Origin of the sequence: Janthinobacterium sp. B9-8, from assembly GCF_000969645.2 — a bacterium.
In the GTDB taxonomy this organism is placed as follows: domain Bacteria; phylum Pseudomonadota; class Gammaproteobacteria; order Burkholderiales; family Chitinibacteraceae; genus Iodobacter.
This window is the reverse complement of the sequence record NZ_CP014222.1, coordinates 1420202-1434520: the sequence shown is the minus strand read 5'-3', so window position 1 is coordinate 1434520 and position 14319 is coordinate 1420202. Positions and strand designations below refer to the sequence as shown.

General features: G+C 49.5%; 13 protein-coding genes. 10 read left to right on the top strand and 3 right to left on the bottom strand.

Translation table 11 applies throughout. The annotated features are described in order from the left end of the window. Positions 1-6 precede the first annotated feature (6 nt). The gene (locus VN23_RS06460) at positions 7-780 is read right to left on the bottom strand and encodes a hypothetical protein (protein ID WP_046352009.1); all 774 of its coding nucleotides are present in this window, start codon (positions 778-780) and stop codon (positions 7-9) included. Positions 781-1281: 501 nt separating this feature from the next. Then, entirely contained in the window at positions 1282-6033 is a 4752-nt protein-coding gene (locus tag VN23_RS06455; RefSeq protein ID WP_046352010.1) for an NAD-glutamate dehydrogenase, read from the bottom strand. Positions 6034-6599: 566 nt separating this feature from the next. Between VN23_RS06455 and VN23_RS06450 the strand changes: the two genes are divergently transcribed. The 6 genes from VN23_RS06450 (at position 6600) to VN23_RS06425 (ending at position 11430) form a co-directional block, all read left to right on the top strand. Continuing rightward, complete coding sequence (locus tag VN23_RS06450) at positions 6600-7295, top strand: helix-turn-helix transcriptional regulator (protein ID WP_046352011.1); 696 nt, start codon at positions 6600-6602, stop codon at positions 7293-7295. Between the two features lie 110 nt (positions 7296-7405). Then, the gene (locus VN23_RS06445; RefSeq protein WP_046352012.1) at positions 7406-7777 is read left to right on the top strand and encodes a VOC family protein; all 372 of its coding nucleotides are present in this window, start codon (positions 7406-7408) and stop codon (positions 7775-7777) included. A 40-nt stretch (positions 7778-7817) separates the two neighbouring features. Then, positions 7818-8294: an EVE domain-containing protein gene (locus VN23_RS06440; RefSeq protein WP_046352013.1), complete on the top strand. Its 477-nt coding sequence runs from the start codon at positions 7818-7820 to the stop codon at positions 8292-8294. Between the two features lie 17 nt (positions 8295-8311). Further along, the gene (locus VN23_RS06435; RefSeq protein WP_046352014.1) at positions 8312-8776 is read left to right on the top strand and encodes a GyrI-like domain-containing protein; all 465 of its coding nucleotides are present in this window, start codon (positions 8312-8314) and stop codon (positions 8774-8776) included. 76 nt (positions 8777-8852) lie between these two features. Next, positions 8853-9416 (top strand): gamma subclass chorismate mutase AroQ, encoded by a 564-nt coding sequence (gene aroQ / locus VN23_RS06430; RefSeq protein WP_046352015.1) that lies wholly within the window; start codon positions 8853-8855, stop codon positions 9414-9416. Positions 9417-9534: 118 nt separating this feature from the next. Beyond that, the gene (locus tag VN23_RS06425) at positions 9535-11430 is read left to right on the top strand and encodes an ATP-binding cassette domain-containing protein (protein WP_046352016.1); all 1896 of its coding nucleotides are present in this window, start codon (positions 9535-9537) and stop codon (positions 11428-11430) included. Between the two features lie 150 nt (positions 11431-11580). Here the strand turns inward: VN23_RS06425 and VN23_RS06420 are convergent, their stop codons facing one another. Next, positions 11581-11970: a hypothetical protein gene (locus tag VN23_RS06420; protein WP_156455132.1), complete on the bottom strand. Its 390-nt coding sequence runs from the start codon at positions 11968-11970 to the stop codon at positions 11581-11583. Between the two features lie 157 nt (positions 11971-12127). Here VN23_RS06420 and VN23_RS06415 point away from each other — a divergent pair, with 157 nt between their 5' ends. From VN23_RS06415 to VN23_RS06400, 4 genes are all read left to right on the top strand, one after another. After that, a complete protein-coding gene (locus VN23_RS06415; RefSeq protein WP_046352018.1) occupies positions 12128-12430 on the top strand; it encodes a hypothetical protein in 303 nt (100 codons plus the stop codon). A 169-nt stretch (positions 12431-12599) separates the two neighbouring features. Beyond that, positions 12600-13805 (top strand): phage/plasmid replication domain-containing protein, encoded by a 1206-nt coding sequence (locus VN23_RS06410; RefSeq protein ID WP_046352019.1) that lies wholly within the window; start codon positions 12600-12602, stop codon positions 13803-13805. 4 nt (positions 13806-13809) lie between these two features. Beyond that, complete coding sequence (locus tag VN23_RS06405; protein WP_046352020.1) at positions 13810-14031, top strand: hypothetical protein; 222 nt, start codon at positions 13810-13812, stop codon at positions 14029-14031. Continuing rightward, positions 14024-14233, top strand: a complete 210-nt coding sequence (locus VN23_RS06400; RefSeq protein WP_052746592.1) for a major capsid protein — start codon at positions 14024-14026, stop codon at positions 14231-14233. Before VN23_RS06405 ends, VN23_RS06400 begins: the two co-directional genes overlap by 8 nt. The last annotated feature ends 86 nt before the right edge of the window (positions 14234-14319 follow it).

Here is a 14319-nt window from a genome sequence, read left to right as displayed (position 1 = left end):
TAGATATTATGCTTGTACTGAAATTTGCGGCAGGCTCACTTGAATAGGGCTGGTGTGGCCATCTGCGGCGTACACGCTGGGGGTATCGGCAGCTTGCTTGCCTTCCTGCTCTAAAGCGATGGTGGCATTTTTGAGCGCATCGTCCATGCTTTTTAAGGCGTCTTTATAAAGCGCTTTATCTGTTTTTATCTCTTTCTTGCTGTTTTGTATTTCCAGGGCCAGCAGTAGCTTTGCTTTTTGCATGATCTTCCTGGCTTCATCCAAAAAATCACGATCTTCAGCGCTCATGCCACTTTTTTGCGCGAGAGGGTTTGATGTTTGTTTTTCCTCTTGCCTTTCTTCTTGCTCTTTCACTTGTTGCTCGGCTTTTTGTACTGCTTGCTGCGCCTCTTGGCCAGCGTTCTCCACTGCCGGGGCCTCAGTAGGGGCAGTCGCCGTGGTGGTGGTAGTGCCCGCAATGGTTGGCGGTTGAACTGCGCCGCCGCTAACGCCTGCATATTCGGCCACCGCCGCGGCAATTTGCTTGGCTAGCCGTGCTGCGGCCGCAACATTGCTTTTGCCTATGCCTGCAAACTTCAACATGCCTTCCAATTGCCGCTTCAGCATATCTAAGCGGCCCTTTGCCGCGCTTTTACGGCTGGAAACCAGATCGAACTTTGGTATTTTAAATTCAAACGAAGCGCTTTTTGTGGGGTCTTCTTCCGTCGCGCCGTTATTGCTCACACGCTGCCGCGTAAAGTTTTGAATAGTGGCTTGCATTGATTCGTTGGCAATTTTCATGAGGCAAACCTTAAGCTTGAAGCAAGTAGTCAGTCTGGATAAAGATATATCGAAGAAATCTCACAAATCTTTAATATTATTTATGACATAAACGCTTAACTGGTGGTGTTACAAGGCGTTATTTACAAACAACACCATGAAAACCGACCTGCAAGAGCTGGAAATCAATGTGCGCCAAAACTGCGAAGAAGCGGATCGACCCTCTGCCGAAGCGGTTAGTTTAGAAAACACCCCGCGGCTTTAAACCAATCGCTGGTGAGTTTTAAACTGGGCTAGTTTGTGTGGGTACAAACCCAAATATTGAAACACGGAGTTTCACGGAGAAAGGCTTTTGGGAGGGCTTTCTAGTTAATTTCGGTATTTGAAGCTGACAGCCCTAAACCTTGAACTACAGAGAACACAAATGGTTTGTAGGTGATTTCGTATACAAAAAATGCGACCCCTCTCAGGGCCGCATTTTTATTTACTATGGGCTGAGCCTAAGCTCAGCTCCTCTTACCTTTACACCGCTAAACGATGACGAATTTCGCGTAAGGCGGCCGACATCATGGCTAAGTCTGGCGCGAGTGTTTTCATTTCTTCAAACATTCTGCGGCAGTGGGCGATGGCTGTTTCCTGGCTTTGTAGCCATGATTCAACCCGCACACTTGGCGTAGCACCCGGGCTTAGCTCGAGTGCGGCACTCGTTAACGCGATGTGGGCGCGTTGCAGATCGTCGCGGCAAGCTAGGCGGGCTAGGGTTTGCCAATGATTGGCGCGTGGCAATTGCTCGATCAAGCCATGCAGCCAATCCAGCTCTAACGCATCCCCCAAGGCAAAGTGGATCGTTGCTACGGCATCCACATCAGCGGCTTGTTTGCGGGTAAGCAGCGCGATGTTAAGTAGCTGCGTAGCTCCATCAAGGCAAGCGCTTTGCTTCGCCAGAGCAGCAGGTACACCTGCTGCCAACCAGCTTTCGGTGATTTCTGTTTGTCTGGCCGAGCCTGCATACCATTCAGGCAATTGCGGCAGCAAGGCAGGGATCTTGCCTTTTAGCTCGCGAATCAGCTCTGCGTAATCTGGCAAGGTGTCCTGGTTTTGCAGTAACCAACGTGTGGCATGCTCTAGCTGACGACGTTCACGCAGCAGCATGGTGTACTGCATGATGGCCGGAATGCTGTTGTCGAGCGATTCGATGGCAACAAAGCGGGCTTCGCTATCGAGTAGCTCGGTGGCATCGTACCAAGCGCGCACAATCGTGGCTGGAGGTAGCTCGGTTTCTTCGGAAAGACGGAAAACAAAGCTAATGCCCATGCGGTTGATGGTGCGGTTGGTTAGCTCATTGGCCACAATTTCGCGGCGCAATGGGTGCTCGCCAAGGCGATCACCAAAGCGATCTACCAGCGGTTTAGGGAAGTAAGCGGCGAGTAGGCCATCCCAATCCAGGCTGTCTGGCAAATCGCTAGCCAGTAAGTCCTGGAACAGGGCCATTTTTGCGTAAGCCAGCAATACAGCCAGTTCCGGACGCTCCAAGCCTTTGCCTTCTTGCTGACGCGCGGCGATTTGCGTGTCGGTTGGCAAGAATTCAATGCGGCGGGACAGACGGCCATTTTTTTCCAGCGATTGCATAAAGCGCTGATGTACCGGCAGGAGCGAGGCAGTTTGCTGGTATTCAAGGCTGATGGCTTCGGTTTGCAGATAGTTATCACGCAGCACCAAATGGCCCACTTCATCGGTCATCGATGCCAGCAAGTCATTTCTTTGCTTCATGGTTAAATCGCCACCGGCCATAATGCGGCCCAGCAAAATCTTGATATTCACTTCGTGGTCGGAGCAATCCACACCGGCAGAGTTATCAATTGCATCGGTATGCACGCGGCCACCGTGAGCAGCGTATTCGATCCGGCCCAACTGGGTGAAGCCCAGATTGCCGCCTTCTGCAATTACCTTGCAGCGGAATTCCTTACCGTCGATACGCACGGCATCGGTGCCACGATCGTTGGCTTCGGCTGGTGTTTGGGTTGATGCCTTGCCGTATGTACCAATCCCGCCGTTGTAGAACAGATCAACCGGTGCTTTTAGCATGGCGCGGATCAGCTCGCTTGGCTCTAGCTCATCGGCTTCTACATCAAGAATCGCTTTTACTTCGGCAGACAATGGAATGGTCTTGGCATTGCGTGGCCAGACACCGCCGCCTGCAGAAATTAGCTCGGCATTGTAATCGGCCCATGAAGAGCGGGGCAGATCAAATAAGCGCGCGCGCTCTTTAAACGACACGGCAGGATCCGGGTTTGGATCAAGGAAAATATGGCGGTGATCAAACGCGCCCAAGAGTTTGGTGTGCTCGCTGCGTAGCAAGCCATTACCAAACACATCCCCAGACATGTCGCCCACGCCGATGACGGTAAATTCATCGGTACGGGTGTTAATGCCCAGCTCGCGGAACTGACGCTCTACCGAAACCCATGCGCCCTTGGCGGTAATGCCCATCTTCTTGTGGTCGTAACCTACCGAACCGCCTGAAGCAAAGGCATCGTCCAACCAGAAGCCATAATCGCGCGAAATACCGTTGGCGATATCAGAGAAAGTAGCCGTGCCTTTATCCGCTGCCACCACCAGATAAGGATCATCTTCGTCTAGACGGCGTACTTGCGATGGGTGAACCACTTGGCCTGCCACCAGATTGTCGGTCAGATCAAGCAGACCACGAATAAAGTTTTTATAGCATTCAATGCCGCGCGCTATTAGCGTTTCACGATCGCTTGGTGGGTTTTTCACTACAAAGCCACCTTTAGAGCCAACCGGCACAATCACGGTGTTCTTCACCATCTGTGCTTTTACAAGACCCAACACTTCGGTGCGGAAATCTTCACGGCGATCAGACCAGCGCAAACCTCCACGAGCAACCTTACCGCCGCGCAAATGTACGCCTTCCATTTCTGGTGAGTAGACAAAGATTTCAAACAGCGGCACTGGCTGCGGCATATTTGGAATGCGCGCTGACTCTACCTTGAACGACATATACGATTTGATCTTGCCATCGCTATCAAGCTGGAAGAAGTTGGTGCGCACGGTGGCCAGAATCGCGGCCAGCAGGCTGGAGAGGATTTTTTCGTCGTCTACGCTGGATTGATTAGCGCAAGCTTGACGAATTTCTTCTGCCAGGATTTCTGCTACACCCGGTGAATTGGTAACCGGGTCGTGCGACATCACAAACAGCGCCGCAAGCTGGCCGCTGAGTTTGCCGTGGCGCAGCAAGCAATCGGCGATAATTTCCACGCCGTACTTGAGGTTTACCTGACGCATATAGCAAGAGTAAGCACGCAGAATCAGCACTTCACGCCAAGCCAAGCCCGCACCTAAGATCAAACGGTTAAAGCTATCATTTTCGCATGCGCCTTCAAAAATGGCGGTAAACGCGGCAATCAGACGTTCGCGATCGATGCTGTTTTCTAGCGAAGTGCCTACAGGTAAGCGCAGGCCAATATCAATAATCCAAGCATGTTCGGTTTGATCGAAAGTCAGCGCGTAGGGGCGCTCGTCCAGCACGCGCACGCCAAGGTTTTCTAAAAGAGGCAGGCAATCAGACAATTCAATGGGCTTGCCACGGTAAAGCTTCAAGCGCCACAGGGTTGGATCAACCACACTGCCCGGTGAAAGGGTAATGGCAATCTTGTCATTCTTTAAGCTGGCTTCCAGTGCTTCGATATCGTAAACCGCCACGCGTCCAGTGAAATCTGCGCAGTAAGCGGGGGAGAAAGCACGTTGATAGCGCTGATACAGCGCAGCCCCCACTTCTTCGCCGCGTACATGGGTCAGCTGATTACGTAAATCATCTTGCCAGCGCTGTGCGGCGCGGGCGATTTCGTCTTCAATTTCTTTAACGTTGTAAACCAGACGCTCGCCAACCGGCAGGTGAATCAGGAAGTGAATGCGAGCCAGCGGGCTATCTGCCAGCAAGACATTGAATTCAGCCTCGTAGCCACCCAAGCGCTCCATCAGGATTTTTTCGACTTTAACGCGCACTTCGGTGGTGTAGTTATCACGAGGCACAAACAGCATCACGGATACATAACGGCGATAGAGATCTTCGCGGAAGAAAGTGCGCACGCGGCTACGCTCGTGCAGGCTGACCACGCCCTGGGCGATACGGGCTAAATCATCGATGCCGATTTCTAGTAGCTCATCGCGCGGATAAGTGTCGATTACATTCAGCATGGCCTTGCCACGGTAGCCACCTACATCGGCGTCGCTGGCGAGCAAGACTGCATTAATTTTTTTGCGCAGTAATGGAATATTGCGTGGGGGTGTAGTGTAAGCGCTGGCAGTGTAAAGACCAAGAATGCGTAATTCACCAATTACTTTGCCGCTAGCATCCACTTCACGCAGGCTGACCATATCGAGGTAGGCAGGCCGGTGAATTAAAGAACGGGTATCGGCCTTGGTCATCAAAATCAATGGATCGGCAGAATAAGCACGCTCTCTTAAATCAAGCGGTAAGGCGGCCCAAGTGTGTGACAGGCCAGAATCGCCAGAATCGCGTAGTAAGCCGTGACCAGAGCCACCCACAAAATGTAAGTTGCCATCTTCTGCAAAGCGGTAATCACGCACGCCCAGGAAAATAAAGTGGCCAGCCAACATCCATTCTAAAAATGCGCTGGTTTCACGGACTAAAACAATATCAAGCGGAGGCGGACGATGGCGCAGGCCTTCAAGTGCAGCCGTGACGCGATCTGCCATAGCAGGCCAGTCGGTGACGCAAGCATCCAGCATATCAAGGGCGTTGTTCAGATCATTTTCGAGTTGAGCCAGTGCGTCGCTCGCTGTGATGCGATCAATTTCAATATGCATCCAAGATTCGGCAGGGCTTTGCTCATCCATACCTTGCCAGTCGCCATTTTCTTGACGGGCAACTTGCAATACAGGGTGAACAACCTGATGAACGCCATAACCTAATCGCGCAACAGACATGCCGATGGTGTCAACTAGGAAGGGGCGATCTGACTGGACGATTTCAATCACGGTATGGCTGCTCTGCCAGCCGTGATCAGGCACGCTTGGATTATAAATGCGTATTTTGCGCGTGTTCGCCACGCGAGTGCGTGCCATACGCCAATGCGCAAGCACCGCGCCAAACCAATCTTCCGGTGTTTTTTCTATTAAATCGTCTTCGGAGATGTGGGCGAAGTAAGCAGAGAGAAAATCTTGGGTGATCGGCTGGTCACTCGCCGCAGCAAGTTCACCTAGTGCTTTGAGTGTGGACAAAACGGTCATAACAGAAGCTCCGGTTCAGTGTGCCCTGACTCTATACCCACCTTTCAGGCATTGCCAGCTTTGGCACATCATGATTTTCACTAATAGCAAGATTGGAAGAGTAAGAATATTGCAGCCAAGTTGTTGTTGTTAATGAATAAGCCTGACTACATGTTATTTTTAACAACAGGGTAAATTGTAAACTTCCAGAATAGTTAATCTGCCCACGCATTTTGTATTTGATGGATTAAATATAAAGCAAGTCATGTTTCATAAGTAAAATCACCTATTACTTGGCTTTTTGTCTAGCAAAAATGCGCCTTACAAATAACCATGCTATAGCGGCTTGATGACCGTTTTTATTTCTAAGAAATAAACGATTGTTTTAAACTACTCTTATCCTTGTGCTTAAATCCAATCAAGAATAGGCCAAAAAAATTATATCGCTACTTTGATGCACAGATGGCGAGATAAGAGCAGGCAATCGGCGCTGTTTACTACAAAAAGAGCAGGGCAGCATCTATTTTATTGTAAGCTTCATGGCTGGACTTTTATTTAGTCACTGACATACCAGAAAGGTTTCAAACGTGTCCAGAGCCGAACGCTTATTAGATCTGATACAAAAATTACGGCTTTATCACTACCCAGTAAGCGGTGCCGTACTGGCCTCTGAGCTGGGTGTTAGCCTGCGCACCCTGTATCGGGATATTGCCAGCTTACAAGCGCAGGGGGCGCAAATCGAAGGGGAAGCGGGGCTAGGCTTTGTCTTAAGGCCGGGTTTTACACTGCCGCCCCTGATGTTTACGGTTGAAGAAATCGAAGCGCTTGCACTAGGTGCCAAGTGGGTGGCTGATCGTGCCGACTCTAGCTTAGGCGCTGCGGCGAATCATGCCCTGAGTAAAATCGCCGCCGTTTTGCCCGCAGAGCTGCGTTTAGAGCTCGATAGCGCCGCATTACTGATCGGGCCAAGCCCACATCCTAGTGTTGCAGATGAAACACTGCGCTTGATCAGAGCCGCCATTCGCCAGGAAATAAAGCTGGATTTACGCTATCTGGATGCCAGAGAGCAAGCATCCAGCCGTGTAATCTGGCCTTGCGCGCTGGCTTTTTTTGATCAGATACGCGTGGTCGTGGCATGGTGCGAATCACGGCAGGCGTTTCGCCACTTTCGGGTGGATAGAATTCAATCGGTGGCTTGTATTGATGTGCGCTACCCAAAACGACGCCAGGCTTTGCTCAAAGCATGGCGCGAAGCCGAGGGAATTCCTGCCCGAAGCCGCTAGGGTGCGATTTAAAGCCGGCCCCGCGTAGATTGACTGCTGACAGAAACTGACACTCGCATAGAGCAAGATACTGGATCTCAAGTCATAGAAAAAACTCAAGGAGAGCCATCATGTTTGATCCCAATCTGATCCTGCTTTACGTTGATCGCCCCGCAGCAAGCGCCGCCTTTTATGAAAAGCTAATCGGCCACCCACCTGTGGAGCTGTCTGCTACTTTTGCATTATTTAAGCTTGAATCTGGCTTGAAGCTGGGTTTTTGGTCCAAACACACGGTTGAGCCCCGTGCCGCAGCAACAGGGGGAGGAGGGGAATTAGCGCTTACCGTAGCCGATCATACCGCTGTGCAAACGCTATATGCTAGCTGGCGCTTATTGGGGGTCTCTATTGAGCAAGAACTCACCGAGATGGATTTTGGCTATACCTTTGTGGCGCTCGATCCTGACCAACACCGCTTGCGGGTGTATGCACTAAACGCCGAATAGACAATTCCAGTGGAACTTGATGCCCGGTAGCGAGGTAAGTATGAAAAGTTGGATCGCTGTAGTCTGTGCCGAGCACGTGGCGCGAGGGCAAGCAGGTGGCTTTATGCAGGTTTGTCATGGCAAAGCCGGGCCACTCAAACGAATTCAGGGCGGGGATGTGGTGGTGTATTACTCGCCCACAACCGTGATGGGGGGTAAAGATAAGCTACAAGCATTTACCGCCATCGGAGTAGTAAGGGCAGGGGAGCCTTACCCTTTTGATATGGGTGGCGGCTTTATTCCTTACCGTAAAAATGTAGATTGGTGGCCTTCCCAGCAAGCGCTGATTCAGCCTTTATTGGAGCAATTGGATTTTTCCAAAGGCATACGCAACTGGGGCGCGCCATTTCGTTTTGGCTTATTTGCCATCAGCGAGCATGATAGGCAAATCATCACCGAGGCAATAGGCATCGATAGCGAAATACCCCCTGTTAATAATGGAAGCAGGGCAGCAAATCAGGCTGTATTTTCCTTTTAACTCACATAAAGAAAAAAATGAATCCTAAACACGAGCTAGTCAGTGCTTTTACGGTAGCTGGCCTTGCAGTCAGAACAAAAAATAGCGATGAATTCAACCCGACAACAGCCAGAATCGCCCGAGTGTGGGGGCAGTTTTTTACTGAAGGTTTGATTGATAAAATCCCTAATCGGCTGGCCAATTCGCCTGTTTATGGTGTCTATGCTGGCTATGAGAGTGATGCAAATGGCCTTTATGATCTAACCGCTGGTGTGTCAGTTAGTGAAAGTAGCACAGATTTCAGCACGATCAATATTCAAGCAGGGGATTACCTAGTGTTTGAAGCGCGTGGTGCGATGCCAGCTGCGGTGATTCAGGCATGGGGTAATGTATGGGCTTATTTTGAGCAAAACCCACAAATCAAACGCAGCTACCAAACTGATTTTGAATCGTATATCGGGCCTAATGAAGTGCATATTTATATCGGTGTAACAGGCCAATAAGCCGACTTACATCACCGCCCGCTGCATTGCAAAATGGGCAATCCAGCGGGCTCCCCTGATCAGACTAGGAAGGCTTATGCGCCAGACGCTTATAAAATTATTCATCTGCCTATGGGCAAGCACCCTCGTAGTGGCCTGCACGCATTCTCCGGCAGTAGCAACGCAGGCAAAAGAGCAGCAAGTACACCATTTATTCCGCTTAATCGCGCAGCGCCTAGAGGTTGCGCCCTTGGTGGCCCGCAGCAAATGGAATTCTGGCGGCGCTATTAATGATCCGGTACGTGAGCAATTCATATTAGAAGAAGTGCAAAAACAGGCCCTTGCGATTGGGCTTAACCCGCGTTTTGCCGCCGATTTTTTTCAAGCTCAATTTGATGCGGGCAAGCTTATACAGCAGCAGCTTCATCAAGAATGGCAGCAGCAAAATCAAGCGCCATTCTCACCTGCACCAGATCTTGCCAGGGATGTGCGGCCGGTTTTAGATGCATTAAGCCCGCAATTACTAACCGCCATCAAGCAAGTCGAAGCCGATAGGTGCCAGCCCTATATGCAGCGCCTATTGCAAACTGAGGTGTCGCCCCTTGCTCAATTCAATGCAGAAGTCAGGAAGATAGCCGTCCGTACATTGCAATGCCCTTGACCCCTCTCCTGATTAAGCGCGTAAAAAATCCCCCTATCTACCTTTGTGGGTGAATAGGGGGCTTGTACCTAGCAAACTCAGCAGAAGAAACTGAGTCAGTCTGTTAGAATCCTGCCCCATGATACGACTTAAATCCCTCACACTAAGACGCGGCACCAAGGTGCTGCTTAATTCTGCGGACCTTACCCTGCAACCCGGCAGCAAAACCGGCGTAGTAGGGGCCAATGGCGCAGGTAAATCCAGCTTCTTTGCGCTGATGCGCGGCGAATTACACCCGGATGGTGGCGATATTGAAATGCCGCCACGCATTACCATTAGTCATGTGGCGCAGGAAACCCCTGCGCTAGAGTGCTCGGCACTCGATTATGTGCTCGACGGCGATCGCGAATTACGCCGCCTGGAGCACGAATTAGAAAACGTTTCTCACGATGATGGCATTCGCCACGGTGAGCTGCTCGGCGAATTTGATGCAATTGATGGCTACACCGCAGCATCACGCGGGTCTAAATTGCTAGCGGGCCTAGGCTTTTCTACTGAAGAGCTTGCTCACCCTGTTTCCAGTTTTTCTGGCGGCTGGCGTATGCGTCTGAATTTGGCACAGGCTTTGATGTGTCGTTCAGATTTGCTGTTGCTGGATGAGCCAACCAATCACTTGGATCTAGAAACCGTGGTTTGGCTTGAGCAATGGCTCAAAACTTACCAAGGCATGTTGCTGGTGATTTCGCACGATCGCGATTTCCTTGACAACACCATCAAGCAAATCTTGCATGTGGAAGGCGGCACGTTGACGCTTTACACCGGTACTTATGAAGACTTTGAAAACCAGCGCGCCGAGCGCTTGTCGCTGCAACAACTGGCTTTTGATAAACAACAGCGCACCATTAACCACTTAGAATCATTTATTACCCGTTTTAAAGCCAAAGCAAGCAAGGCGCGTCAGGCACAAAGCCGTGTGAAAGCACTGGAGAAAATGGAGCGCATTTCTGCAGCGCACGTTGATTCACCATTTACCTTTAGCTTCCGCGAGCCAGACAACAGTCCTAATCCTTTGGTTAAGCTGGAAAACGGTCAAGCCGGTTACGACATTAATCGCCCCATCTTAAAGAACCTGACGTTGAGCTTAGAAAACGAAGCGCGTCTTGGTTTGCTCGGTGTGAATGGCGCAGGTAAGTCGACCTTTATCAAGGCTTTGGCCGGCGAAAACCCACTGTTACTGGGTGAGCGCGAAGAAGGCAAGGGCCTGAAGATTGGTTACTTTGCCCAGCATCAACTCGAGCATTTGCGCCTAGATGAATCCCCTCTCTGGCACATGCAAAAAATTGATCCGCAAACGCGCGAGCAAGAGCACCGTAACTTCTTGGGCGGCTTTGATTTTAACGGCACGATGGCCACCAGCAAGATTGAGCCATTCTCCGGCGGCGAAAAAGCACGCTTGGCCTTAGCACTGTTGATTTGGCAAAAGCCAAACCTATTGTTGCTGGACGAGCCAACCAATCACTTAGACATCGAAATGCGCCAAGCGCTGACGATGGCGCTGCAAGATTTTGAAGGGGCCATTATTGTGGTCTCGCACGATAGGCACTTGCTGCGCGCCACGGTAGATGATTTCTGGCTGATCGAAGACGGCACAGTTCGCCCATTTGATGGTGATTTGGATGAATACACCAAATACAGCCAGCAAAAGCGTAGCGAAGAAAACAGCGCCCTGCGTAATTCAAGCAGCGCGGTTGATCGCAAAGCACAGAAAAAACTAGAGGCCGACGCACGCCAACGTAATGCTGTACTGCGTAAACCGGTAGAAAAGAAGCTCGCTAAAGTCGAAAAAGACATGGCAGGCTTTACTGCGGAAATGCAAAAAGTGGCGACTTTACTGGCCGAAGAAAGCTTGTATTTACCTGCCAGAGCTGCAGAATTAAAAACAGCCCGTGCAAAAGAAACCGAGCTAAAAAGCAAATTAGATCCACTCGAAGCACTATGGCTAGAGATTTCTGATGAGCTGGAAACTTTACGCTAAAAATACAGAAAAAATTAAACGCCTGAATTGACTAAAGAAACACGTCAATTCAGGCGTTTTTTTGTTCAAAACCTTGAGTCTTCTTGCCCTAAACCATGTAATGCAAAGCAAAAAGCACTTGTAAGGTTCATGCGTTTTTAAGTATTAGCTTTACATAATATACACTATTGTAGTCAGTCCCGAGTAAGACAAACTCGTTTCAGCCTTCACCCCTTCAGGGGAGGGCGTCGCTAACATCCCCGCTATCAGGGCCGTTCCTAGTATTTTTCCAGTACGGCCCGAATTGAAATTTTCCCAAAACGCCTTTCGCTCAGTCGATTTTTCGCGCTGAAAGTTTGCGGCGCTGATCACAATTAGCGGATCAATTCCAAGTATTTGTCCAATGCGAATGCAGTAGTAGTCGTCCGGCACTTTCCCCTCTGTTCTCCACTGTGTAACCAAGCCACGACTGCCGCCTAGGTGTTTGCTTAGGTCTGAATCTGTCGTCATTCCTAGCTTTTCTTTCGCGTCATCCGCGTAGTCGATTACAAGCTTCATCATTTTTCCTGTTGACAATGTTCTTCGCTGAGAACAACAATTCGTTCTGTCTGTTCTCAGCTGAGAACAAACGATTAGCTGAATTCCATTTTACTGGGTATTCCACAAAACCCCGAATTCATCTTTACCACTTTCGACCAAAACCAACAGGAAATAAACCATGCAAGCAATCGTCGCCGGTATTTCACGTATGAAGGGCATCGCTAAGAAAACGGGCAAGCCCTACGACATGTGCAACATCAACACGCTCGTTCCGGTTGAGACCGTTTCGAACGATGCATTTTCGAAAACTGGTCACGGTTTTGAAATCGTCCAAATCGGCGCGACTGCCGAGTGCGTTGCCCAGTTCGCAGGTATCAAATTTCCGGCCACTTTGGAGCTCGTCACGGACATGACTCAGTTCGCCGGTCGCTTGGTTCCGGTTGTGGTCGGAATTTCTCAAAAAACCGCCTCGGCGGGGTAGGTCTGGGGGTTCGGTTTTGGAGACGGGTCTCTAGTAATACCCGTCTTTTGTGCCAAGTTGGCACAAAACCCCAATTTTGACCGCTCGTTTTAACCGCGTAAGACCCCCCCGTCTTTTGTCTCAATTTGAGACTGCATTGCAATTTTTAGGCTGTTTTTGAGGTGGGAAAATGTCAGGTGTTTTTGTAGATTGGATCACACTGTCGCAGTCTGATTTTTCCAAGAATGTGGAATTTGTTGGCCCGTTTTCGGTATTGCTTGGCAATGAGAACTTACCCCCTAAAAGTGATCTTTCGCTGCCATATGTTGATTCCGGTTTTGTCGTGAAGTATGGCCGCGACCTGGACACAATGCAGATCGATGATGATGAAGAGTGGGTTTCGCATTCGAGAGTTCACCACGAAGGCTCTTTTTCATCCGGTCTGATGTTGCGTTGTGATGGTAGTCGCGTCGAATTTTCTGGCAATGTTGGCCGGTTTGATCGCCCTGACAACCTTTTTAACCTTAGCTTTGACGAAACCTTAGCCAAGGCTAACGAATTTTTGAGTGAATACGGGCTGCCTAAGTTCCATTCGGGTGACTATCACGAAAACATGCGCCCGTCTGAGTACGATTTTAAGCACGGTTTAATGGAAGAGTGGACTGGCGCAACGGTTTCGATGCTGCACTTAACAAAAAACTACATCACCGGTTCGGCCGGTAATGCACAAGCCGCCATTGATTGGCTGGCCACACAATCAAAATCACACGTAAAGCGTTCCCGTTCAGGTGAATCAACGATTGCTTGGGGTAAGAAGGGCGGTCGCGTTTATTTGAAATGCTATATCAAAGCCAACGAAATGTTGGACCACGCAAAGGCGCATGGACGCACCCGTGAAGAGGTTTTAAACGATCCCGTTTACCAATTTTGTTTGAAAAACGGTGTAATTCGTTTCGAGCTGGAAGCAGGGCGTTTGTTATTGCGCGATTCATCACTTCGATTTATTGGAGATATCACCATGCCCAAATTAAATGCGTTATTTGATGAGCACGTAAACCCAATTTTGGGGCGTGTTCGTGAAGACATCACCCGAATTGATTTTGATACGCTAGACATTGGTTCAGGCCCCAAGATGGCCGCATTGGCTTACTTGCGTGGCGAGGATGTGCGTTCTCATTTAACGACTAGAACGTTTTATAGATATGCAAAGGTATTACGTGACTATGGTATTGATATTTCTGAGCCATTAGAAAATACGCAGAAATTTACGACGGTGATTAAAGTCATCGACATACAGCCTATGGCAGAGGCTCCGAGCTGGTATTGGGATCATCAAGCCCGTATGACGCAATACGCGGCTAATGATGTGCAAACGCTTAAATTAGTGAATGGCTAATTAAATGATTCAACAATGCGTTTCAATTCGCCCTGATGGCCTATTGCAAATCGCTTCAAATGTGGCGACTAACTGCCAATATGTTATTACGTCTGGTTCAGTAATGGATTGGACTATTGAGGATGCAAAGCCGGTCTTAGCGGCCATTGCGTTATTGTGGGCAACTGCCTATTTTTTTCGTGTCTTAATTAAGACTATCAACCAAGATGGAGATTCAAATGACTAAATTTTTAAAGCGCGGTTATCGTGTTGCTGTAGTTGTTGCTGGTACTTTAATTGCTGCTCCTGCATTTGCAGCTGTTGATGTTTCTGCTGTTCTTGCTGAAATGGGTGAGGCTCAGAAAGCAATCGCCCTGATTGGTACAGCTGCACTTTCTATTTATGTTGGTATTAAAGTGTATAAGTGGGCAAAAAACGCGCTTATTTAATTTTTCCTGTAGCAATGGGCGGCTTTTTGCCGCTCTTTTTTCGCCTAAATTTTGGATGAGCGACTGGGCGACGCTTGCGGCGCACG